The 22,433-nt window shown below is 56.2% G+C and carries 18 protein-coding genes; 10 read left to right on the forward strand and 8 right to left on the reverse strand.

All coding sequences use genetic code 11. The features are described from left to right. The first annotated feature begins 22 nt into the window (after positions 1 to 22). Positions 23 to 2,503, forward strand: coding sequence for a formate C-acetyltransferase/glycerol dehydratase family glycyl radical enzyme (locus RT197_RS17575; RefSeq protein ID WP_312952433.1), 2,481 nt, complete (start codon positions 23 to 25; stop codon positions 2,501 to 2,503). 76 nt (positions 2,504 to 2,579) lie between these two features. Continuing rightward, positions 2,580 to 3,365: a sulfite exporter TauE/SafE family protein gene (locus tag RT197_RS17580; RefSeq protein ID WP_312952434.1), complete on the forward strand. Its 786-nt coding sequence runs from the start codon at positions 2,580 to 2,582 to the stop codon at positions 3,363 to 3,365. A 34-nt stretch (positions 3,366 to 3,399) separates the two neighbouring features. On the opposite strand, the gene RT197_RS17585 is transcribed toward RT197_RS17580, so the two are convergent. From RT197_RS17585 to RT197_RS17595, 3 genes are read right to left on the reverse strand one after another with little or no spacing between them, the layout of a single operon-like run. Further along, complete coding sequence (locus tag RT197_RS17585; RefSeq protein WP_312952435.1) at positions 3,400 to 4,362, reverse strand: YbhN family protein; 963 nt, start codon at positions 4,360 to 4,362, stop codon at positions 3,400 to 3,402. Beyond that, positions 4,362 to 5,603, reverse strand: coding sequence for a cardiolipin synthase ClsB (clsB, locus tag RT197_RS17590; protein WP_312952436.1), 1,242 nt, complete (start codon positions 5,601 to 5,603; stop codon positions 4,362 to 4,364). Before clsB ends, RT197_RS17585 begins: the two co-directional genes overlap by 1 nt. Continuing rightward, positions 5,600 to 6,361, reverse strand: coding sequence for an endonuclease/exonuclease/phosphatase family protein (locus RT197_RS17595; protein ID WP_312952437.1), 762 nt, complete (start codon positions 6,359 to 6,361; stop codon positions 5,600 to 5,602). Before RT197_RS17595 ends, clsB begins: the two co-directional genes overlap by 4 nt. A 132-nt stretch (positions 6,362 to 6,493) precedes the next feature. Between RT197_RS17595 and RT197_RS17600 the strand changes: the two genes are divergently transcribed. After that, on the forward strand, positions 6,494 to 6,904 hold the full coding sequence (locus tag RT197_RS17600; protein ID WP_312952438.1) for a YbhQ family protein: 411 nt from the start codon (positions 6,494 to 6,496) through the stop codon (positions 6,902 to 6,904). Here the strand turns inward: RT197_RS17600 and RT197_RS17605 are convergent. Genes RT197_RS17605 through cecR form a run of 5 tightly spaced genes read right to left on the reverse strand, consistent with a single transcriptional unit; the run spans position 6,866 to position 12,519 of the window. Then, positions 6,866 to 7,972: an ABC transporter permease gene (locus tag RT197_RS17605; protein ID WP_312952439.1), complete on the reverse strand. Its 1,107-nt coding sequence runs from the start codon at positions 7,970 to 7,972 to the stop codon at positions 6,866 to 6,868. The genes RT197_RS17600 and RT197_RS17605 overlap by 39 nt on opposite strands. Positions 7,973 to 7,994: 22 nt before the next feature. Further along, entirely contained in the window at positions 7,995 to 9,128 is a 1,134-nt protein-coding gene (locus RT197_RS17610) for an ABC transporter permease (protein WP_312952440.1), read from the reverse strand. Beyond that, entirely contained in the window at positions 9,118 to 10,857 is a 1,740-nt protein-coding gene (locus RT197_RS17615) for an ATP-binding cassette domain-containing protein (protein WP_312952441.1), read from the reverse strand. The genes RT197_RS17610 and RT197_RS17615 overlap by 11 nt, the downstream gene beginning before the upstream one ends. Then, positions 10,850 to 11,845: a secretion protein HlyD gene (hlyD, locus tag RT197_RS17620; protein ID WP_312952442.1), complete on the reverse strand. Its 996-nt coding sequence runs from the start codon at positions 11,843 to 11,845 to the stop codon at positions 10,850 to 10,852. The genes RT197_RS17615 and hlyD overlap by 8 nt, the downstream gene beginning before the upstream one ends. After that, positions 11,842 to 12,519, reverse strand: coding sequence for a transcriptional regulator CecR (gene cecR, locus RT197_RS17625; protein WP_312952443.1), 678 nt, complete (start codon positions 12,517 to 12,519; stop codon positions 11,842 to 11,844). The genes hlyD and cecR overlap by 4 nt, the downstream gene beginning before the upstream one ends. A 197-nt stretch (positions 12,520 to 12,716) precedes the next feature. On the opposite strand from cecR, the gene RT197_RS17630 reads away from it, so the two are divergent. The 7 genes from RT197_RS17630 to ybiB all read left to right on the forward strand — a co-directional run bounded on the left by RT197_RS17630 (position 12,717) and on the right by ybiB (position 22,311). After that, positions 12,717 to 13,490, forward strand: coding sequence for a DeoR/GlpR family DNA-binding transcription regulator (locus tag RT197_RS17630; RefSeq protein WP_312952444.1), 774 nt, complete (start codon positions 12,717 to 12,719; stop codon positions 13,488 to 13,490). Between the two features lie 160 nt (positions 13,491 to 13,650). Then, positions 13,651 to 14,994 (forward strand): ATP-dependent RNA helicase RhlE, encoded by a 1,344-nt coding sequence (rhlE, locus tag RT197_RS17635; RefSeq protein ID WP_312952445.1) that lies wholly within the window; start codon positions 13,651 to 13,653, stop codon positions 14,992 to 14,994. Positions 14,995 to 15,109: 115 nt separating this feature from the next. After that, a complete protein-coding gene (locus tag RT197_RS17640; RefSeq protein ID WP_312952446.1) occupies positions 15,110 to 15,844 on the forward strand; it encodes a GntR family transcriptional regulator in 735 nt (244 codons plus the stop codon). Between the two features lie 132 nt (positions 15,845 to 15,976). After that, positions 15,977 to 17,584 carry a PTS transporter subunit EIIC gene (locus RT197_RS17645; RefSeq protein WP_312952447.1) on the forward strand — a complete coding sequence of 536 codons (1,608 nt, stop codon included), beginning with the start codon at positions 15,977 to 15,979 and terminating at the stop codon, positions 17,582 to 17,584. 8 nt (positions 17,585 to 17,592) lie between these two features. Beyond that, positions 17,593 to 18,921 carry a 6-phospho-alpha-glucosidase gene (locus RT197_RS17650; RefSeq protein WP_312952448.1) on the forward strand — a complete coding sequence of 443 codons (1,329 nt, stop codon included), beginning with the start codon at positions 17,593 to 17,595 and terminating at the stop codon, positions 18,919 to 18,921. 228 nt (positions 18,922 to 19,149) lie between these two features. Further along, a complete protein-coding gene (dinG, locus tag RT197_RS17655; protein WP_312952449.1) occupies positions 19,150 to 21,315 on the forward strand; it encodes an ATP-dependent DNA helicase DinG in 2,166 nt (721 codons plus the stop codon). Positions 21,316 to 21,342: 27 nt separating this feature from the next. Next, positions 21,343 to 22,311, forward strand: a complete 969-nt coding sequence (gene ybiB / locus RT197_RS17660) for a DNA-binding protein YbiB (RefSeq protein ID WP_312952450.1) — start codon at positions 21,343 to 21,345, stop codon at positions 22,309 to 22,311. The last annotated feature ends 122 nt before the right edge of the window (positions 22,312 to 22,433 follow it).

Here is a 22,433-nt window from a genome sequence, read left to right on the forward strand (position 1 = left end):
AAAAATACCAAGGAGATATTTCATGAAAACTTACCATACACAAGCACGGGGCACCGAGCCTTTTGATCGTACCTACAGTCTGGGTTATGAGGTCAATCACGAAGACTGGTCGCCGTACCCGCGTGTTAATCGTCTGCGTCAGACTTTCCTCGACCGCCCCTATGAAGTGGACGTCGAAAGACTGCGGCTGGTGACTGAATCCTACAAAAAACACGAAGGCTATCCGCGTAAATTGCAGTGCGCCAAAGCGTTTGAAAATATCCTGCTCAATACCACGCTGTATATTTATGAAGACGATTTGATCCTCGGCGAAATTGCGGCCCCGGCCAAAGCCTCGCCGATTTACCCGGAATTCTCGGTAAACTGGATTATCGATGAAATTCTGCATTCGCCGTTTGAAGAGCGTCCGAACGATCAGTTCTATATCCGTAATGACGCAGAGCGTCAGGAAATTATTGAACTGTGCAAGTACTGGCAGGGCAAAACCGTTGACGATCTGATTAACCTGCGGCTGGAAGACGATCAGATCAAAGGTTCTGAAGTCGGCGAGCGCATTTTCCAGACCAACCTTTACCATTACGCGGGGGCGGGTCATCTGGCGATTGATTACGGCCTGCTGATGCAGCTCGGCTATGACGGACTGATCGCTCGCGCCAAAGCTAATCAGCAAAAACTGAGCAAACGCGACCCGGAATATGGTGATAAGCGCGACACCTACACCGCGATGATTATCATGCTGGAGGCCGCGAAAAAATATGTTACCCGCTATGCGACGCTGGCCGAACAGTGCGCCGCCGGGGAAAGCAATCCGCAGCGTAAACAGGAACTGCTGGCGATGGCGGAAAACTGCCATGCCGTCGCCGGGGGCGCACCGAAAACTTTCTGGCAGGCGCTGCAACTGTTTAATATCGCCACCGCGCTGATTCAGGTCGAAAGTAACGGTCACTCCATTTCTTATGGTCGCATGGATCAGTGGCTGTATCCCTACTACGCCGCCGATATTAAAAATGGCGTTATCAGCAAAGAATTTGCGCTTGAGCTGATTGAAGTTGAATACGTCAAAATGAATAACCCGACCAAGCTGAAAGACAAAGGCAGCATGGCGTTGCGTAACGGTCGCGGTTTCGGCGGCGAAAGCCTGACCATCGGCGGGATGGATCGCGATGGCCATGACGCCACCAACGATTTAACCATGCTGATGCTGGAAGGCTCTGCGCATACCCGCATGATGAACCCGTGGGTCTGCGTGCGTATGCACGAAAAAACGCCGTATGAGCTAAAAGTGAAAACGGTGGAGTGTATCCGCGCGGGCTACGGTCATCCGAAGCTCTTCAACGACGCGCCAACCATCAAAGCCATGATGAAAAAGGGCATGACCCTGGAAGAAGCCAGAGAGTATTGCGTGGTGGGCTGCGTGGAAATCGATCTGCCGGGCAAAGAATATGGCTGGCACGATGCGGCCTACGTCAATACGCCAAAAATGATGGAAATGGTGGTCAACGGCGGGCGCAGCCTGAGCACCGGCAAACAGCTCGGCCCGGATACCGGCAGCCTTGATACCTATCAGAGCTTTGATGACGTATTGGCGAGCGTCGATAAGCAGTTTGAATACTGGACCGATCAAATGTGCAGCAGCCTGAATATTATCGACAACGCGCACCGGGCGCTGAAGCCGGTGCCGTTTGTCTCCGCATTCTATGAAGACTGCATGGCGTCCGGTAAAGATCTGACCGAAGGCGGCGCGAAGTACAACGGCATTGGCCCACAGGCCAGCGGCATGGCGACCTGCGCGGATTCTCTGGCGTCCATCAAACAACTGGTGTTTGATGAAAAACGCTGCACCGGCGCAGAACTGCTCCGGGCGGTGAAAGAAAACTGGGTCGGCCACGAAAAAATCTACGCGCTGGTCAACAGCTCGAAGGTGCACCATTACGGTAATGACGATCCCTACGCCGATGAACTGTTCAAATTTATGTTCGAATGCTACTGCCGTCATATCAGCGGCAGGAAAATCCCGCGCGGCGGCGAATTCAGCCCCGGCGTGTATTCGGTGAATGCCAACGTGGCGATGGGTCTGAACACCAATGCTTCCGTGGACGGGCGTAAGAAGGGCGAGGCGATCTCCGACAATATGGGTCCGGTGCATACCGACGCCGGGTCGCATGATATCTGCGGACCCACCGCGCTGGTCAATTCGCTCTGCAAAGTGGATCACAGCCTGGCGACCAACGGCACGCTGATGAATCTGCGCTTCCCGCAGGAAGCGGTGGCCGGAACCGAAGGCCGCGATAACCTCATCAGCTTTATCGATGAATACATGTCGAAGCAGGCGATGCACGTTCAGTTCAATATTATGAGCTCTGCAACCATGCGTGCCGCGCAGAAAAAACCAGAGGATTATAAAGATATGCTGGTACGCGTGGCGGGCTACAGCGCTTATTTTGTTGAGCTGGGTAAACCGTTGCAGAAAGATTTAATTCAGCGCACGGAACTTCATTTCTGAGGGTGATAACGGCACCGCCTGACAGGCGGTGCCGGTTTATGGCAATGCGGAAAATATCAATACCAGGACGGATATCATGAGCTTTGAATCTATCTTCATTATTATTGGCCTGATGCAAATCTTTGGCTTTTTCATCCAGGGATGCACCGGCTTTGGCTGTACTGTTATCGCGGCGGCGGTCGTCACCGGGCTGCTGGGGACGGCGGAGGGCGTACCTTACGGCACGATTATCACCTTGCCATTCCTGTTCTATCTGGGATTTAAAACCATTAAAGAGGTTTCCTGGAAAGACTTAATTAAAATTGTGGTGCTGTGCGCGCCGGGCATTTTATTAGGCAATTATCTGTTTTATAAAATCAGCCCCACCACGGCGAAAATCTGTATTGGTGCGATGATCACCGCGATTGCCTTAATGAATATTTATAAATATATCATTATGCCGCTGGTGCTGAAAAAGATCCTCACCGAAGAGGTCCCCGATACGGCCATTAAAAAAAGCTTTCGTAACGGCTGCCTGTTATTAGGCGGGGTGGTGCACGGCGCGTTTAATATCGGCGGGCCACTGATTACCGTTTACACGATCGACGCGGTAAGGGAAAAAGAAAAATTCCGTAATACCATGAACTGGGTATGGATTGTTCTGAACACCTTCAATGCCGTGAACCAGTATCTCAACGGGGCCTGGACGCCGCGCCTGTGGAGCGCGCTGGCGGTCGGTTTCCCGATGGCGGCAATCGGCTTTTTCCTCGGCATGGCGTTTCTCAAACGCATTAACCGCGAACAGTTCCTGCGGATTGTGTATCTCGTGCTGCTGTTTATCGGCGGCGATATGCTGATCCGTAACGTGCTGGCGGTGGTCTGAGGCATGAGCCCGGCACAGTCTGCCGGGCTCATCGTTATTTCGCCATCGCCCGTTCGTTCCTGGCCCGCAGCTTTTTGGCGCGGCTTTCCAGAATCAGATAGCACACCAGCGCCAGCAGCAGCGGGGCGATGTAGTAGAGCATCCGGTAGGCAAGCAGGGCGGCGATGATCGTCCCCTGCGAGGTATGCTCTCCCGCCAGCAGCGCCAGAAATACCGCTTCCAGCACGCCTATCCCGGCGGGAATATGCACAATTACCCCGGCAATACTGCTCACCAGCAGCACGCCCAGCACGAAGAAGTAATTCACCTCCTGACCGAGCAGCAGCCAGATAATCAGCCCCATCACCATCCAGTTGGCGCTGGAGATAGCCATCTGCGCAATGGCGAATTTCCACGACGGCAGCACCAGCTTCTGGCCTTTAATGGTCATGTGACGACGCTTAGCGAACGCGCATCCCCACATATACAGCGCCACCAGTAACAGCAGCACTATACCGACGATCCGTAATGTACCTTCGTCGATATACCAGTGCGAGGGAAGCTGGACCACGCCAAAGGTGAAGATCAGCCCGCCGAGCAAAATATAGCCCAGCCAGTTGGTGGTAATGCTCAGCGAGAAAATTCGCGTGATGGTACTGCTCGGCAGACCGAGGCGCGAATAAAGCCGGTAGCGCATCCCGATGCCGCCGACCCAGGTACTGAGCGTCAGGTTAAAGGCATAGCAAATAAACGACACCAGCATCACCTGCCGCTTCGCCAGCTTATGCCCGCAGTAGGCGCGCCCCAGTAAATCGTAAAAGCCGTACATCACGTAGCTGACCACCACCAGCGCCACGGCACTCAGCAGCGCAAGACGGTTGTAGTCGCGGATCACCTTCCAGACGTCTTCCCAGTTTACTTTTTTCGCGTACACCACCAGTAAAACCGCCACGGCAATAAAAAACAGCCAGGTGAGGATTTTCTTGACCAGTCGCCAGCGGGGATGAGATTTAGCCATCAGGAATTCACTCCAGAATTTTCAGTGTTCACGCGATCCTGCGTTTCAATCTCCGGCTGTACCGGAGGATCAACCTGCGCCAGCAGCGGCGTATGGGCAGGCAACCAGCCAACCAGCGCCGGGAAATGGCGCAGGAAGTGGAATACCACCACGCTTTTACCGAGATTCCACCAGGTGCGCTTCGGCATCATGGTTTCATCCACCTGTTTGCAGTCCTGCTCAATAATGGTATTGAGGTTTTCGCGCAGCGTCTGGTTAAACTCGCGGTCATGTATGATCAGATTCGCTTCGAGGTTAAGCGACAGGCTGAGCGGGTCGAGGTTGCTGGAGCCCACGGTGGCCCAGTGATCGTCCATCAGCGCCACTTTACCGTGCAGCGGGCGGCGGCAATATTCGTACACGTCGACGCCGCCTTTGATCAGGTAGTTATACAGCAGACGCGCGCCCACTTTAACGATCGGCATATCCGGTTCGCCCTGAACGATCAGCTTCACCGTCACGCCGCGTCGGGCGGCATTGCGCATCGCGTGCAGCAAACGATAGCCGGGGAAGAAGTAGGCGTTGGCGATAATCACCTCGCGGCGCGCTTTCGCCAGCATCTTCAGATAATGGCGCTCGATATCGTCACGATGCTCGTCGTTATCACGCCAGACAAACAGCGCCTGCGCTTCGCCGGGCGTGTTGTTTTCTACCGCGCGATGACGGCGACGCCACCAGCGGCGCACCGACGCATTGCCCGGCAGGTTTTCAACTTCAAATTGCAGAATATCCTGCACCACCGGGCCTTCAATACGGATGGCGTAATCCTGCTTGGCCTGTGGGCCATAGTCGGACATATGTTCGTCGGAATAGTTGATCCCGCCGACGAAGGCCACATCGGTATCAATGACCACGATTTTCCGGTGCATCCGGCGAAAGACGTTGGTACGCATTCCCATCAGGCGCGGACGCGGATCGTAATAGCGGAATACCACGCCCGCCGCCGTCAGCTCGTTGACGAAACTATCGCTCAGATCGGGCGAGCCGTAGCCGTCGAGCAGCACGTCAATCTTCACGCCGCGCTGGGCGGCACGCAGCAGAACTTCATGCAGTTTTTTTCCGACGCCATCTTCAAACCAGATAAAGGTTTCAAGAATGACCCGGCTTTTCGCGTCGTCGATGGCGGCATGTACCGCCGGATAAAACTGGTCGCCGTTCTCCAGTAACTGGATGCGGTTTCCTTCTCGCCAGTCACATTTCATAAGTGGATCTCCGCGCTCAGAGGGGCATGATCGGATAAATGACGCCAGTTACGCAGCATCAGCGCCGTCGGGCTGCTGGCGTGGGCATTCTTGACGTAGATCCGATCGAGTCGTAACAGAGGAAAACTCACAGGAAATGTCCGCGCCGGGCGGCCTTTAGCACGGGTGAAAATTTCTTCCAGCCCCGCTTTCGCTTTCAGCGGATGATTGGCTTTTTGCCGCCAGTCGTTGAAGTCGCCCGCGACCACCACCGGATCACCTTCCGGCAGTCCGTTAACCCATTGCGCCAGCATATCAAGCTGCGCCTGGCGATGCGCCTCGCGCAGTCCTAAATGGACGCAGAGCACATGGATCGGATATCCCAGATCCGGCGGCGCAATCCGGCAATACAGCAGGCCGCGTTTTTCGCTGCCGTCCACTGAAACATCGTGATTCTCATAATGTTCAATCGGGTAGCGCGACAGCACCGCGTTGCCGTGATGCCCTTCCGGGTAAACGGCATTGCGACCGTAGGCGAAATCGCTCCACATGGTATCCGCCAGAAACTCGTAATGCGTGGTGTCCGGCCAGTTTTCCACGTGCAGCGGATGCACCTCATGTGCGCCCATCACTTCCTGCAAACAGACGATGTCCGCGCCGACGGTCCTCACCGCATCGCGTAATTCGGGCAATATAAAACGGCGGTTAAATGCGGTGAATCCTTTGTGTGTGTTAATGGTGAGCACTTTTAATGAAAAATGTCGCGCGTGTTGGGTCATGATTCTCCTGCCAGCGTCACTATCCTGTTTGAAATAGTGTAGTCGTCGTCACAAAAAGATGCGCTGTTACGGAATTTTCCGTAAAGTCCGGTAGTCTGACTTATCAGTTAAAAATTCTTCAGGAGAATAGCCATGAGGTGGCAACAGCGAGTTCGTGTCGGAACAGGATTAAGTTGCTGGCAGATTATGTTGCATTTGCTGATTGTGGCGCTGCTGGTAACAGGCTGGATGAGCGGCACGCTGGTGCGCGTTGGTCTGGGTTTGTGCCTGATTTACGCCGTGACGGTGGTGATGATGCTGGCGCTACAGCGCCACCACGAGCAGCGCTGGCGCGAAGTGGCTGACGTACTGGAAGAGCTGACCACCACCTGGTATTTCGGTACGGCGGTGATCGTACTGTGGCTGATTTCCCGCGTCGTACACAATAATTTACTGCTGGCGCTGGTCGGGCTGGCGATCCTTGCCGGTCCGGCGGTGTTTTCGCTGCTGGCGAAAGATAAAAAGCTACGCGATCTTGCGGCGAAACATCAGATACGCCACTGAGCCCGTGGTGGCCGCTATCACCAGTAGCGGCCACAAACTTCCCCAGACAATCCCCAGGCTCGCATCCTTCAAATAAATCTGCTTGGTAATATCGGTAAAGTGACGGATTGGGTTAACCCACGTCAGATTCTGCAACCACACCGGCATATTCTCGACCGGCGACACGTAGCCGGAGAGCAGAATCGCGGGCATCATAAACACAAAGACGCCGATAAACGCCTGCTGCTGGGTCGAGCACAGGGACGAGATCAGCAGCCCGAACCCGACCAGCGACAGGCCGTAAATCAGCATGGTGAAGTAAAACAGCGCCAGCGATCCGGCAAACGGAATGTCATACGCCCAGATGCCTACCCCCAGCACCACCGACGCCTGAAAGGTCGCCACCACCAGCGCCGGAACCGCTTTGCCGATAAAAATTTGCCACGTTGCCAGCGGCGAAACCAGGAGCTGATCCAGCGTGCCCTGTTCCCGTTCGCGCGCCACCGACAGCGAGGTGACGATCATTACGCCGATGGTGGTGATCATCGCGATCAGCGACGGCACGATAAACCATTTGTAGTCCAGATTCGGGTTATACCAGTTGCGCACTACCAGCTCGCTGTTATTCGGCTTCGGCTGGCTGTCGGTCAGTTCCTGCTGATAGGTTTTGACGATCTGCTGAAGATAGTTGGCGGCAATTTGCGCGCTGTTTGAATTACGCCCGTCGAGAATAAGCTGCATCGGCGCAGGCTGGAAGGCGTCGAGATTGCGCGAAAAATCCGCCGGGAACCGCACCAGCAGCAGCGCCTTTTGCGTATCCAGCGTCGGGCGAATTTCCTGCGGGCTGTGCAGCAGCAGAACATGGGTGAACGCCTTTGCGCGGGCAAAGCGCTGGGTCAGTTCCACCGCGTGTTTGCCGTTATCTTCATTATAAATAGCGATGGTGGCGTTACTGACCTCAAGCGTGGCGGCAAACGGAAACAGGAAAACCTGGATCAGCACCGGCAAAATCAGGATTGCCCGCGTCTGCGGCTCGCGCAGCAGCGACTGTAGCTCTTTGCGGATCAGCGTCCATAAACGATAAAACATGATCTCTCCTTCAGCGCCGGGATTAATCCAGCCGCCGTTTGGTCTTCATCCACGTCAGGCCGATAAATATCACCGCCGAGGCAATCAAAAACAGCACGTTGACCACCAGCACCGCCGGAATATTACCCGCCAGAAACAGGCTTTGCAGGGTGCTGACAAAATAACGCGCCGGAATGATATAGGTCACAATTCTGATTGCCGCGGGCATACTGTCGATCTGGAAGATAAACCCGGACAGCATAATTGACGGTAAAAACGCGGCGTTCAGCGCCACCTGCGCGGCGTTAAACTGATTGCGGGTAATGGTTGAGATCAGCAGTCCCATCCCCAGGGTGCTGAGTAAAAACAGGCTGGTGACCACAAACAGCACCAGCAGCGACCCACGATACGGCACGCCAAGAATAAATACCGACACCAGCATACACAGCAGCATCGCCAGCATCCCAAGGAAGTAGTAGGGCACCAGTTTGCACAGCAGCAGTTCGCTGCGGGTGACTTCGGTGGACAGCAGCGCCTCCATCGTTCCGCGCTCCCATTCGCGCGCCACCACCAGAGATGTGAGGATCGCGCCAATCACCGTCATGATGATGGTCACCGCCCCCGGAATAATAAAATGCTGGCTGATGGCGGCGGGGTTAAACCAGTAGCGGGTCTGGACATCAATTAACGGCTCAAAGGTTTCGCCGCGATCCTCCGCGCGCTGCATCTGCCAGATTTGCCAGATCCCCTCCGCGTAACCCTGCACGAAGTTCGCGGTGTTCGGCTCGCTGCCGTCGGCAATGACCTGAATCGGCGCATCGGCACCGTCGCGCGCCATATTGCGGGCAAAATCCGCCGGGATAACGATCAGCCCGCGAATGCGCCCGGCCTGCATCATCTCCACCAGTTGCTGGCGATTATCGCTGATGGTGGCGTCTATGTAGGGCGAACCGATCATCGTATGGGTAAAATCCAGCGCTTCTTCACTGCGGTCCTGGAGCAGAATGCCCACCCGCAGCTTGCTGGAGTCGAGATTAATCCCGTAGCCAAAGATAAACAGCAGCAGCAGGGGGATCACCACCGCGATCAGCCAGCTACTGGGATCGCGAACGATCTGCCGCGTTTCTTTGATGCACAGGGCGCGTACCCGCCGCCAGGAGAAAACGCTATGACTCATGCGCGTGCTCCTCATCCCAGTTATTGATAAGAGTGATAAACGCCTGTTCCATGGTCGGATCGGCCTGCTCGTCGTGGGCGGCCTGACTTTTGAGATCGTCCGGCGTGCCGCTGGCGATAAGCTTGCCGCGATAAACCAGCCCGATGCGGTCACAGTATTCCGCCTCGTCCATAAAGTGGGTCGTCACCATCACCGTGACGCCTTTTTCCACCATGCTGTTGATATGCAGCCAGAATTCGCGGCGGGTGAGGGGATCGACGCCGGACGTTGGCTCATCCAGAAACAGGATATCCGGCTCGTGCATGAGCGCGCAGGCCAGCGCCAGACGCTGCTTAAAGCCGAGCGGCAGGGCATCGGTGGCGTGGCTGGCAATGCTCTTCAACCCAAACGCCTCGCTCATCCGGGTGATTTTCTCATTCTGCGTCCGTCCGCGCAGGCCGTAGACGCCGGAAAAAAAGCGCAGATTTTGCTCGACGGTCAGATTGCCGTAGAGGGAGAATTTCTGCGCCATATAGCCTAAATGCTGGCGCGCTTTGCCGGAGCTGACTTTCAGATCCATATCCAGCACCAGCGCCTGGCCGGAGGTGGGTACCAGCAGGCCGCACATCATTTTAAAGGTGGTGGACTTGCCCGCGCCGTTCGGCCCCAGCAGGCCGAAAATCTCGCCGCGCTGGACGGTAAAATCAACGTGGTCGGTGGCGGCGAAATCGCCGAACTTTTTGGTCAGCGCTTTCGCTTCAATTACCGTCTCGCCCGGCGTTCCCTCGACGGTATGCAGAATTGCGCCCAGCGGTGATTCCGATGTGCCTGCGCCGCCCAGTAAATCGATAAACGCATCCTCAAAGCGGGGCGCGGTTTCGGCTATTTCAATGTCTGTCATCCCGTCGGCCTGGCGAATGTCGTCGGCGGTGGCCTCTTTTTTCAGGATCAGCCGTACCGAGCGCCCCTGAATCATGCCGTCGCTGACCTGCTCTAGTCTGAGCGCGCGCTGGAGCAACCGGCGGTTATTTTCCTGCGGACTGTGCATTAAAAAACTGCGCCCGGCCATTTTTTGCGTCAGCGCTTTCGGCTCACCCTGATACAGCAGTTCGCCCTCGTTCATCAGCAGCACGTCGCGGCACTGCTCCGCTTCATCAAGATAGGAGGTGCTCCAGAGGATCAGCATTCCGTCGTCCGCCAGTTCATGGACCATCTGCCACAGCTCCCGGCGGGAAATCGGATCGACCCCCACGCCTGGCTCATCAAGCAGCAGCACTTTCGGCTCGCCGACCAGGGTGCAGGCCAGCCCCAGCTTTTGCTTCATGCCGCCGGACAGCTTTCCCGCCAGCCGGGCGGTGAAAGGCGCCAGCGCGGTGAAAGAGAGCAGGCGCTCAAAGGTTTCACGACGTTTTTCGCCGGTCACGCTGCGCAAATCGGCGTACAGATTGAGGTTCTCCATCACCGTTAAATCTTCATACAGACCAAATTTTTGCGGCATATAGCCGAGCACCGCGTGCAGGGCGTTATCGTCACGGATTGGATCGAAGCCAATGACCGTGGCGCTGCCGCCATCGGGCTTCAGCAAACCGGCAAGCATCCGCATCAGGGTGGTTTTACCCGCGCCGTCCGGCCCGACCAGCCCGGTTACATAACCCGGATGAATGGTACATTCCAGCGGCGCAATGGCGGGCTTGTCCATCCCGGCGAAGCGCTTTTCCAGCCCGTTAAGGGTGATGAGTGCGTCACTCATCGCGGCGATCCCCGCTAAAACGCAGGGTGACGGGCATTCCCTGACGCAGCGAATCGTCGGCATCGTTGACGATAATGCGCATCCGGTAGACTAAATCGGTACGCAGATCCGGCGTTTCGACGGCCTTCGGGGTGAATTCGGCGGTGGGCGAGATAAAGCCGATTTTGCCGTGATAAGGCTCATCGGGACGACCGTCGGTATAAAGCAGGATTTCGCGTCCCGGCTGGGCCTCATTCAGATTGCGCTCGTCAACATAGGCGCGAACCCACACCGGGCGGGTCAGGGAGAGCGTCAGCACCGTACTGCCTGCGTTAAGCATACTGCCCGGCTCCACGGCGCGGGTAAGAAGCGTGCCGTCGGAAGGCGCGATAAGCGTGGTGTCCTGCAAATCCAGTTCGGCCTGGGCCAGTTGCGCCTGCGCCTGCTCCAGACCGGCTCTGGCCTGGGCAATTTCCTGCGGACGGTTACCGGCGCGGAACTGGCTGAGCTTATCCTGCGCCGATTTGAGGCTGGCCTGCGCCTGATCGCGCGCGGAGCGGGCATTTTCCAGATCGTTGGCCGAAATAGTGCGGCTCTTCCACAGTCCCTGCTGGCGCTGGTAGAAATTTTGTGCGTACTGCCAGGCGGCCTGGGCCTGATTGACGGCGGCGGCGGCCTGGGCAATCTCTTCCGCCCGATAGCCCGCCATCGTCAGGTCATACTTCGCCTGCGCGGTAGACACGTTCGCTTTGGCCTGAAGCAGGGCGTTCTGATAAGGCGCGCGATCCAGCTCGCCCAGCATCTGCCCGGCGCGGATCTTATCGCCCTCATCCACGGCGAGGGTCGCCAGCCGACCGCCAACGCGAAAGCTCATATTCACCGTGCGAATATCCACGTTGCCGTAAAGAGTTAACGGCTGATGCTGCTGATTCTGATACCACAGCCAGCCGCCGCCGAGGGCGGCCAGAACAATGACGCCAACCAGCGCAATGACGACAGGTTTTTTCATGGATTCAGGCTCCTTTGCGATAATCCGTGCAAGATAAAATCGATATGGCAGGTGATGATCTGGTAAATCAGCCCGCTTTTTTGATCGTCAAAACCGGACCATCCCGCGCGCAGCAGAATGGTTTCGCGCCCAAGGCGGAAAGCGAGAATTTCACCCAGCAGGGCGTGGGTATGCAAAATGGTGCGGGTATCGTCGCCGTCCAGCCCGGTATAGGCCGCGATCAGGCGGGTCAGATGACTGTGCATGGGGGCGAGCACGCGATCGTGAATGAGCATATATGCCGCCGTCGGAGAGAGCTGTTCACGGGAGATAAACTTACTCAGGCTCATGGTTTCATCGCGGGTCAGCAGGGCGATCATATTCTGGCAGGCGTTAAGGATCAGCGCGCGGATGGCTGTTTTATCCGGTTGCGCCTGCGCCAGCAGTTTTTCCGCCGCCTCGGTATGCGGGCGAAACTGTTCACCGATAAAGTCTGCGATCCACGCGGCGCAGGCGAGATATAACTCTTCCTTGGAGCCGAAATAGTAGGGAATAGCAGCGATGTTTTGCCCGGCCTGAGCGGCGATCTCCCGGGTGGTGGCGTTGAGGCCAAACTCGCCAAACTGCGCCAGCGCCGCGTGAATCAACTGGCTTTTTGCCTGCTCGCCTTTGGTGGTGATCGGAGTGACGTTCATTCTGTGCTCAATAAATTAATCAATCGATTGATTAATATTATGCTGACGTTTTAACCGTTGTCCAATTCACGGGCGGGTTTTTATTATTTGCGTTTAAAAGGGCTGCATTAACCGGCTGGATAAAACACCCGCCGGGCAGATCCGGCATGATTTTTCATGATAAGTTAAGCCACACTATCGTGAACTGAGAGACTGACATGGCCGATTATGACGCATTCCCGGAGCAGCGGCTGGCGCTGATCCAGAGGATGCTCACCGATACGGGGCGGGTGACTGGCGTCGATCTGGCGCGCACACTGGGCGTTTCAGAACATACTATCCGGCGGGATTTACAGGCGCTGGCCCGGCGCGGCGTGTGCAAAAAAGTCTACGGCGGGGCCGTCAGCCAGATCGTACAGTCCGCCCCTTTTGAGGTGCGGGCCGCGCAGAATATCGAGGAAAAACGGCTTATTGCCAGACGCTGTGCGCAGTTGATCAAACCCGACACCTGTATTTTCATTGACGCAGGATCAACCTATCTGGCGATGGTTGAATATATTCCTGCCGATTTAACGCTGACCATCGTCACCAATTCACCGCAGGTTGCCGCCGCGCTCAGTAGCCGCAGGAATGGCGAGCTGATCCTGTTGGGCGGCAAAGTTAATCCGCTGACCGGCAGTACGTTAAGTTCAGATACGGTTAATCAAATCAGAGGGATGCTCTTCGATCAGACGTTTATCGGCGTGTGCGGCCTGGACCCGCAGGCCGGACTGAGCGCGGTGTACTATGAAGATGCCTGCTTTAAGAAAGCGGTGCTAAGCCAGAGCAACGAAGTGATTGCGGCGGTGACGGCAGATAAAATACCGCAGGTCGCCCGCTATAACGTCGCTTCCTGCGACGATATTGATATTGCGGTTGTGAGCGCGGAAACCCTCATGGCGGATTTCAGCCACCTCAGTATGCGTATTGAGATTGCCGGACAGGCGGAGTGACTGGCGCGCCCGTGCTTAACGCCAGAATGGGATATTTATGCGCTGCATCACAAAAACTGCTACACTCCGCCCCTTCATGACACTGTGGTTTTTGTCATCTGCCTTATTACTATCTCCCTGAAAACTACACCGGTAACGGTCGGGGCGGTGTGGAGCTGTTATGTCTTTTGATTCCCTTGGCCTGAGCCCTGAAATTCTGCGCGCTGTTGCAGAGCAGGGATACCGTGAGCCAACCCCTATTCAGCAGCAGGCGATCCCCGCCGTGCTGGAAGGCCGCGATATTATGGCCAGCGCGCAGACCGGTACGGGCAAAACCGCCGGATTTACGCTGCCGTTGCTTCAGCATCTTACCCAGAGTACCCCGGCTAAAGGCCAGCGCCCGGTGCGCGCGCTGATCCTCACCCCGACCCGCGAACTGGCGGCACAAATTGGTGAGAACGTCGTTGATTACAGTAAATACCTTAACATTCGCTCGCTGGTGGTTTTCGGCGGCGTCAGCATTAACCCGCAGATGATGAAACTGCGCGGCGGCGTGGATATCCTCGTCGCTACGCCGGGTCGTCTGCTGGATCTGGAACATCAGAACGCGGTTAAGCTCGATAACATTGAAGTGCTGGTGCTGGATGAAGCCGACCGGATGCTGGATATGGGCTTTATCCACGATATCCGCCGCGTGCTGGCCAAACTGCCTGCGAAGCGTCAGAACCTGCTGTTTTCCGCGACGTTCTCCGATGAGATCAAAACGCTGGCGGAAAAACTGCTGCGTAATCCGCTGGAAATCGAAGTGGCGCGTCGCAACACCGCTTCCGAGCAGGTCACCCAGCACGTGCATTTCGTTGATAAGAAACGCAAACGCGAGCTGCTGTCCCAGATGATCGGCGAAGGCAACTGGCAGCAGGTGCTGGTCTTCACCCGTACCAAGCACGGCGCGAATCACCTTGCCGAGCAGCTGAACAAAGACGGCATTCGCAGCGCGGCGATCCACGGCAATAAAAGCCAGGGCGCGCGTACCCGTGCGCTGGCCGACTTTAAATCCGGCGACATTCGCGTGCTGGTGGCGACAGATATCGCCGCGCGCGGGCTGGACATCGAAGAACTGCCGCACGTTGTAAACTATGAATTGCCTAACGTGCCGGAAGATTACGTCCACCGTATCGGTCGTACCGGACGTGCGGCGGCAACGGGCGAAGCGCTGTCGCTGGTCTGCGTGGACGAACACAAACTGCTGCGCGACATTGAGCGCCTGCTGAAAAAAGAGATCCCGCGCATCGCTCTGCCGGGCTACGAGCCGGACCCGTCCATCAAAGCCGACCCGATCCAGAACGGTCGCCAGCAGCGTGGCGGCGGTGGCGGTCGCGGTCAGGGTGGCGGCGGACGCAGTCAGCAGCAGCCTCGCCGCAGCGATGGCGGCGCGCCGAAAGCCCGCACCCCACGGAGTAACGATGGCAAACCGGCGGGTGAAAAGCCGCGTCGTCCGCGCCCGCGTAAACCTTCTGCTCACTGAGTTCCGCTATTCTGTCTCTGATTACCCGCGCCCTCCGGCGCGGGTTTTGCGGAAGAGACATTGTCACTTTGCTGCCGGATAGTTACTCTATAACTGTCTACAGGGAGCATCATAAATGATTGATAAACACTCAACCGTACCGGTCTATCTGCAACTTGAGCATTATCTCACCGGTCAGATCACCGCTGGCCTGCTGCGGCCCGGCGATGCTATCCCTTCCGAAAATGAACTCTGCCAGCAATTTGCTATTTCCCGGATGACCGCGCGTAAAGCGGTGGATTATCTGGTGCGTCAGGGAAAAGTGGAACGGCGTCGCGGGCAGGGCACGTTTGTCGTGCAGAACAGTAAAAATTTGCGCATCTCGCTGCCGCTGGATCGCCATCTCTCGTCCAGTGAAGCGACGCTGGGGCTTGAAGGGCCAGTGGTCAACCGTCTGATCTGCCTGCAACGTCAGCCTGCCACGGCGGACATCGCCGAAAAACTGGCGCTGGCAGAAGGGGATGAAATCTGGTTTATGAAGCGCCTGCGGCTGGTGGGCGATATCCCGTTTGTGTTTGAGCAGTCGTGGATGATTACCCGGCCTTTTGCCGACCTTAACGAAGACGATCTCAACGCCTCGAAATACGCCTATATCAGCCGCAAAGGTTTCACCGTGGAACGGTCAGAAAAAGAAATCCGCGCCGAGCTGCCCTCCCAGGAAGTGCGCGACATGCTGGGTATCAACCGTGACGAGCCGGTACTGCACGCCACCTCGCTGGCTATCCTGCGCAATAATATCCCCTTCGAAATATCAGAGATTTACTACAATCAGCAGCACTATCGCTTCACCCTGACCGCTGCCCGTCCCTGAAAAACCGCGCGTAACTTTGTGATCGGTGCCTTATTTTTAACCTAGTGGGCTAGACAACTATACATCTGGATCATCTATACTCATCTCAACGTTTACGTAGTTAAGCCACTTTTACCTTACAGGGAATGCGATATGAGTCGGGCAGGTGAGTTTTTACAGGATTTAGGCAAGGCGCTGATGATGCCGATCTCGGTGATTGCCGCTGCCGGTATTTTTCTCGGCCTTGCGGCGGCGTTGCAGAATCCGGCGATTGTCGGCGAAAGCATTATTCATGCGCAAACGATGCAGCAGGCAATTGGCTTTATCCGCAAAGTTGCCGGTGCATTATTTGGTAATTTGCCGTTGCTGTTTGCTATAGCCGCCGCGATTGGACTGGCGCGCGATGAAAAGCCCACGGCGGCGCTTTCCGCCGTGATCGGCTTTATTACTTTTCACGTCGGGGTGAATTACAGCCTGCTGGCGCAGGGATTAACCCCGGAAACCACGTCGGTTGCCGCGCTGGTGGCGAAGGGATACGACCAGACGGAAGCGGTGATGTATTCGGCTGAATTTGCCAGTACGCTGGGAATATTTTCTTATCAGATGAGCGTCCTTGGCGGGGTTATTGCCGGGATGGTGACGGTGGTGCTGCACAACCGCTTTTATACGATTAAACTCCCGGCGGCCATCGCTTATTTTGGTGGTCGCCGCTTTGTCCCTATTATTACGGTTATCGTCCTGCCGCTGGTCGGCGTGATGATGTCGCTGATCTGGCCGGTGATTGCCAGCGCGATTATTCATCTTGGGCAGTTTATCGGCGAGTCCGGCGCATTTGGCACATTTATTTATGCCTTCACCGAACGTATTTTAATCCCCACCGGGCTGCATCATATTCTTAATGAGACCGTTCGTTTTACGCCGGTGGGCGGCATGGTTCACGTCAATAATGAAAGCGTGATTGGCGCGCTCTCAATCTTTAATTACGCGCTGGCGCATCCGGGTGCGCTGGCGGACGATATTACCCGCGAAGCCACGCGCTTTCTCGCCCAGGGAAAAATTCCGGTGATGATGTTTGGCCTGCCCGCCGCTGCGTTGGCTATTTTCCGCTGCGCAAAGCCGGAGCATAAACAGCGGGTGAAAGCCTTAATGCTGGCCGGGGCACTGGCGTCCTTTACCACGGGTATTACCGAACCGCTGGAGTTCAGCTTTATTTTTGTCTCGCCGCTGCTGTTTATTCTCCATGCGGTAATGACCGGCCTGTCTTTTGCCAGCGCACAGTTGCTCGACATGATGATCGGTAATATTCAGGGCGGGTTTATCGATTTTATGGTCTTCGGCGTGCTCGGCGGCGCGAAAACCCACTGGTGGTTTAGCCTGCTGCTGGGGGCTATCTGGGCGCCGGTGTATTACTTCTCCTTTAAGTGGATCATTTTGCGTACCAACGTGAAAACGCCGGGACGTGAAGATGAAAGTGCGACACCGGTAGCCAACACCAGGGCATTACCGGCAGATGAAAACAGCGGGCAAATTATTGCCGGTCTCGGCGGTAAGGACAATATCCAGCACGTTGACTGCTGCTTCACTCGCCTGCGGGTAAAAATAATCGACATGCAGAAAGTGGATGAAGCGGCATTAAAACAGAGCGGTGCCAGCGGATTTATTCGCGCCACCGATAACGACATTCAGGTTATTTACGGCCCGCAGGTAGAGAGTATTGCCAGCGCCGTAAAACAACATTTACTCGTTCAACAGACGCAATAAGAGAACTGATGATGAAAAAACATTTTAATATCGTATTAGTCGGTGGGGGTTCCACGTGGACGCCGGGATTATTAAAAGCGTTATGCAAACTCAAAGCGCGTCTGCCGTTAAAAAAACTGGTGATGTTTGACGTCAACAGCGAACGCCAGGCGGTCATCGGGGAATATGCCAAAGTGCTGTTTCGCGAAGAATACCCGGACCTGGAATTTACCTGGACCAGCGATGAAGACGTGGCCTTTACCGATATGGATTTTATCTTTTGCCAGATGCGCACCGGCGGCTACGCGATGCGCGAGAAAGATGAAAAAATTCCGCTCAGCCTCGGCGTTATCGGCCAGGAAACCTGCGGCGCGGGCGGTTTCGCCTACGGTATGCGCTCCATCCGCGACATGATCGCGCTGGTGGAAAAGGTGCGCGCCCGCTCGCCGCAGGCATGGATCCTCAACTACACCAACCCGGCGGCCATTGTCGCCGACGCGCTGAACAAGCGCTTCCCGGATGATCAGCGCATCCTCAACATCTGCGACCAGCCGGTCAACCTGCTGCGATCCTACGGACGTCTGCTGAATCGCGATCCGGCGACCTTCGATCCGGTATATTTCGGTCTTAACCATTTCGGTTGGTTCACCCATCTTTATGATGAAAACGGGCACGATCTGGTGCCGGAACTGAAAGCGTATATCGCTGAAAACGGCTTCAAGCCTGCGGACGCTGAACAGCGCGATCAATCCTGGCTGGAAACCTACGCGGCGGTGGCTGATATGCTGCGTGATTTCCCGGATTATTTGCCGAATACCTATCTGCAATATTATCTCTACCCGGAGTACAAATTCTCCAAACTCGACCCTCATTACACCCGCGCCAATGAAGTGATTAACGGCCGTGAAAAACGGGTGTTCGACGAGTGCCGCACCGCCGTCGCTGAAGGCACTACCCGTAACGTCCATGTGGTCCATAACGATGCCCACGGCGATATGATCGTCGAACTGGCGGAAGCCATTGCCTTCAACCTGAAGAAAAAATTCATCGTGATGGTGCCCAATAACGGCCTGGTGGAAAACCTTGATGATGACGTGATGGTCGAGCTGACGGCGGAAATTGGCTGCAACGGTCCGCGTCCGTTTGGCGTCGGCAAAATTCCAACCTTCTATAAAGGGCTTATCGAGCAGCAGTTTGCTTATGAGCGCCTGACGGTTGAAGCCTGGTTTGAACGCTCTTATACCAAAGCGTTGCAGGCGCTGACCCTTAACCGCACCATTATTGATGCGAAAAAAGCCCGCAAAGTGCTGGATGCGCTGATTGAAGCGAATAAAGATTACTGGCCGGAACTGCGTTAACGGGCAGGGTGCGGGGAAGATTTTCCCCGCACCCTGAAGAGTCAAAATGGTTTATTACGCTAATCCGGCTGTTACTCTTCCCGCCGTGGTTAACCTCAGGCGGATCGCGTCGGCGCTGGCCTGCATAAATCGAATTGCGAGCCGCCTTCCACAATTCTAAAAACTGATACCCCCACCTCGCGAAAAATGCCACAATAGTGGCTGTTTATACAGTGTTTCAGGTTTCCGATGGCCCTCACCGCCGCGCTTAAAGCGCAGATTGCCGCCTGGTATAAGGCGCTACAACAGCAAATCCCCGACTTCATCCCGCGCCCTCCGCAGCGGCAGATGATTGCGGACGTGGCAAAAACGCTGGCCGGAGAAGAGGGGCGGCATCTGGCGATTGAAGCGCCGACCGGCGTCGGTAAAACGCTGTCTTATTTAATCCCCGGCATTGCTATCGCCCGTGAAGAACAAAAAACGCTGGTGGTAAGCACTGCTAACGTCGCGCTACAGGATCAGATCTACAGCAAAGATTTGCCGCTGCTGAAAAAAATCATTCCTGAACTCCGCTTTACGGCGGCCTTTGGGCGTGGGCGCTACGTGTGCCCGCGTAATCTTGCTGCGCTGGCCAGCACGGAAACCACTCAACAGGATTTGCTGGCTTTTCTTGATGACGAACTGACGCCGAATAATAAAGAAGAGCAGCAGCACTGCGCGAAGCTCAAGGGCGATCTTGATACTTACAAATGGGACGGCCTGCGCGATCATACTGACCGCGCCATTAGCGACGATCTCTGGCGACGCCTGAGTACCGACAAAGCGAGCTGCCTCAACCGCAACTGTCATTATTACCGCGAATGCCCGTTCTTTGTCGCCCGGCGTGAAATCCAGGAGGCTGAAGTGGTGGTCGCCAATCACGCGCTGGTGATGGCTGCAATGGAAAGCGAAGCGGTGCTGCCGGAGGCTAAAAATCTGCTGCTGGTGCTGGACGAAGGGCATCATCTGCCGGACGTCGCGCGCGATGCGCTGGAGATGAGCGCCGAGATCACCGCACCCTGGTATCGCCTGCAACTCGATCTCTTCACTAAACTGGTCGCCACCTGCCTTGAGCAGTTTCGCCCGAAAACCCTGCCGCCGCTTGCCACGCCTGAGCGTCTTAACGCCCACTGCGAAGAGTTGTACGAACTGATCGCCTCGCTGAATACCATCCTGAACTTATACCTTCCGGCCAGCCAGGAGGCCGAGCACCGCTTTGTGATGGGCGAACTGCCGGAAGAGGTGATGGTCATCTGCCAGCGGCTGGCAAAGCTGACCGAGCTGCTGCGTGGGCTGGCGGAATCCTTCCTCAACGATTTGAGTGAGAAAACCGGCTCGCATGACATCGTGCGGCTGCACCGGGTCATCCTCCAGATGAACCGCGCGCTGGGTATGTTCGAGGCGCAGAGCAAGCTCTGGCGGCTGGCCTCGCTGGCCCACGCTTCCGGTGCGCCGGTGTCGAAATGGGCGACCCGTGAAATCCGTGAGGGGCAGACGCATATGTTCTTCCACTGCGTCGGCATTCGCGTCAGCGATCAGCTGGAGAAACTGCTCTGGCGCAGCGTACCGCATATTGTAGTGACGTCCGCGACGTTGCGCTCGCTCAACAGTTTTACCCGCCTGCAAGAGATGAGCGGGCTGAAAGAAAAGGCGGGCGATCGCTTTGTGGCGCTGGACTCGCCGTTTAACCACGTTGAACAGGGCAAAATCGTGATTCCGCAAATGCGCTATGAGCCATTGATGGAAAACGAAGAACAGCACGTTGCCGAAATGGCGGCGTTTTTCCGCCAGGAGCTGGAAAGCAAAAAGCATCAGGGAATGCTGGTGCTGTTTGCCAGCAACCGGGCCATGCAGCGTTTTCTGGAGCACGTTACCGATCTGCGCCTGCTCTTGCTGGTACAGGGCGATCAGCCGCGCTACCGGCTGGTTGAACTCCACCGCAAGCGGGTGGAAGCGGGCGAGCGAAGCGTGCTGGTCGGCCTGCAATCGTTCGCTGAAGGTCTGGATTTAAAAGGTGAGCTGCTAAGCCAGGTGCATATTCATAAAATCGCTTTTCCGCCGATAGACAGCCCGGTGGTGATCACCGAAGGCGAATGGCTGAAAAGCCTGAATCGCTATCCCTTTGAAGTGCAAAGCCTGCCCAGTGCCTCCTTCAATCTCATCCAGCAGGTCGGACGCTTGATCCGCAGCCATAGCTGCTGGGGCGAAGTGGTGATCTACGATAAACGCCTGCTGACGAAAAGCTACGGTAAGCGGCTGCTGAACGCGCTGCCGGTGTTCCCGATTTCCCAACCCGACGTGCCTGACGTTATAGTTAACAAACTTAAAACCAAAACCAAAACCAAAACAACACAGAGTCGCCGCAGGCGACGTTAATGATGTGAGCCGCTGGAGGGCGTTTTGATGGATTACCGCAAAATCATCAAAGAAGTGGGACGGGGGAAAAATCATGCCCGCGATCTGGATATCGATACCGCGCGGGAGCTGTATACCCGAATGCTTAACGGCGAAGTGCCGGAGCTGGAGCTGGGCGGTATTTTAATTGCGCTGCGCATCAAAGGTGAAGGCGAAGCCGAAATGCAGGGGTTTTATCAGGCGATGCAGCAGCAGACTCTGCGCCTGACTCCGCCGGTAGCAAAGCCGATGCCCATCGTCATTCCCAGCTATAACGGCGCGCGCAAGCAGGCTAACCTGACGCCGTTACTGGCGATTCTGTTACGTAAACTCGGCTTCCCGGTGGTCGTTCACGGGGTGAGCGAAGATCCGGGCCGGGTGCTGACGGAGACGATTTTTACCCTGCTCGGCATTGAACCTGTGCAGACCGCAGGCCAGGCGCAGGCGAAGCTTGACGGCTCGCAGCCGGTATTTATTCCGGTCGGCGTATTCTGCCCGCCGCTGGAAAAACAACTGGCGCTGCGCTGGCGGATGGGCGTGCGCAACAGCGCGCACACCCTGGCGAAACTGGCGACGCCGTTTGCGGAAGATGCCGCGCTGCGCCTTTCCAGCGTCTCACACCCGGAATACGTCACCCGGGTAGCGAAATTTTTTACCGATATCGGCGGGCGCGGCCTGCTGATGCACGGCACCGAGGGCGAAGTGTATGCCAGCCCGCAGCGCTGCCCGCAAATCGCGATGATTGATGCTGAAGGCGTGCGTGTTATCAGCGAGCGCCAGGAATCGCCAAACAGCGTGCCCATTGCGCTGCCGGAAAGCAAAGATCCCGACGTTACCGCGCGCTGGATCGAACGCTGCGTCAGCGGTTGCGAGCCGGTGCCCCAGTCTGTCAAAACGCAAATCGCCTGCTGCCTGCTGGCGACGGGGGAAGTGGAAACGCTGGACGCCGGGCTGGCGCGGATTGCGCAGGCGTATTAATCCGGCGCAAAAAAAAGCCCGTCCTGCATGGACGGGCAAAAAAGGGTAACAACACAGAGTCAATTAATGAGGGTTAAAGCGCCCCACCAGCGGGTTTCCGGTGGGTCAGGGTGATGCGAAAC

It is taken from the genome of Superficieibacter sp. (assembly GCF_032071645.1).
Lineage (GTDB): Bacteria > Pseudomonadota > Gammaproteobacteria > Enterobacterales > Enterobacteriaceae > Superficieibacter.

What these genes read in the sequence shown, in the direction of transcription:
- RT197_RS17575 (WP_312952433.1), top strand. Translation starts at nt 23, where the DNA reads ATGAAAACTTACCATACACAAGCACGGGGCACCGAGCCTTTTGATCGT.
- RT197_RS17580 (WP_312952434.1), top strand. Translation starts at nt 2,580, where the DNA reads ATGAGCTTTGAATCTATCTTCATTATTATTGGCCTGATGCAAATCTTT.
- RT197_RS17585 (WP_312952435.1), bottom strand. Translation starts at nt 4,362, where the DNA reads ATGGCTAAATCTCATCCCCGCTGGCGACTGGTCAAGAAAATCCTCACC.
- clsB (WP_312952436.1), bottom strand. Translation starts at nt 5,603, where the DNA reads ATGAAATGTGACTGGCGAGAAGGAAACCGCATCCAGTTACTGGAGAAC.
- RT197_RS17595 (WP_312952437.1), bottom strand. Translation starts at nt 6,361, where the DNA reads ATGACCCAACACGCGCGACATTTTTCATTAAAAGTGCTCACCATTAAC.
- RT197_RS17600 (WP_312952438.1), top strand. Translation starts at nt 6,494, where the DNA reads ATGAGGTGGCAACAGCGAGTTCGTGTCGGAACAGGATTAAGTTGCTGG.
- RT197_RS17605 (WP_312952439.1), bottom strand. Translation starts at nt 7,972, where the DNA reads ATGTTTTATCGTTTATGGACGCTGATCCGCAAAGAGCTACAGTCGCTG.
- RT197_RS17610 (WP_312952440.1), bottom strand. Translation starts at nt 9,128, where the DNA reads ATGAGTCATAGCGTTTTCTCCTGGCGGCGGGTACGCGCCCTGTGCATC.
- RT197_RS17615 (WP_312952441.1), bottom strand. Translation starts at nt 10,857, where the DNA reads ATGAGTGACGCACTCATCACCCTTAACGGGCTGGAAAAGCGCTTCGCC.
- hlyD (WP_312952442.1), bottom strand. Translation starts at nt 11,845, where the DNA reads ATGAAAAAACCTGTCGTCATTGCGCTGGTTGGCGTCATTGTTCTGGCC.
- cecR (WP_312952443.1), bottom strand. Translation starts at nt 12,519, where the DNA reads ATGAACGTCACTCCGATCACCACCAAAGGCGAGCAGGCAAAAAGCCAG.
- RT197_RS17630 (WP_312952444.1), top strand. Translation starts at nt 12,717, where the DNA reads ATGGCCGATTATGACGCATTCCCGGAGCAGCGGCTGGCGCTGATCCAG.
- rhlE (WP_312952445.1), top strand. Translation starts at nt 13,651, where the DNA reads ATGTCTTTTGATTCCCTTGGCCTGAGCCCTGAAATTCTGCGCGCTGTT.
- RT197_RS17640 (WP_312952446.1), top strand. Translation starts at nt 15,110, where the DNA reads ATGATTGATAAACACTCAACCGTACCGGTCTATCTGCAACTTGAGCAT.
- RT197_RS17645 (WP_312952447.1), top strand. Translation starts at nt 15,977, where the DNA reads ATGAGTCGGGCAGGTGAGTTTTTACAGGATTTAGGCAAGGCGCTGATG.
- RT197_RS17650 (WP_312952448.1), top strand. Translation starts at nt 17,593, where the DNA reads ATGATGAAAAAACATTTTAATATCGTATTAGTCGGTGGGGGTTCCACG.
- dinG (WP_312952449.1), top strand. Translation starts at nt 19,150, where the DNA reads ATGGCCCTCACCGCCGCGCTTAAAGCGCAGATTGCCGCCTGGTATAAG.
- ybiB (WP_312952450.1), top strand. Translation starts at nt 21,343, where the DNA reads ATGGATTACCGCAAAATCATCAAAGAAGTGGGACGGGGGAAAAATCAT.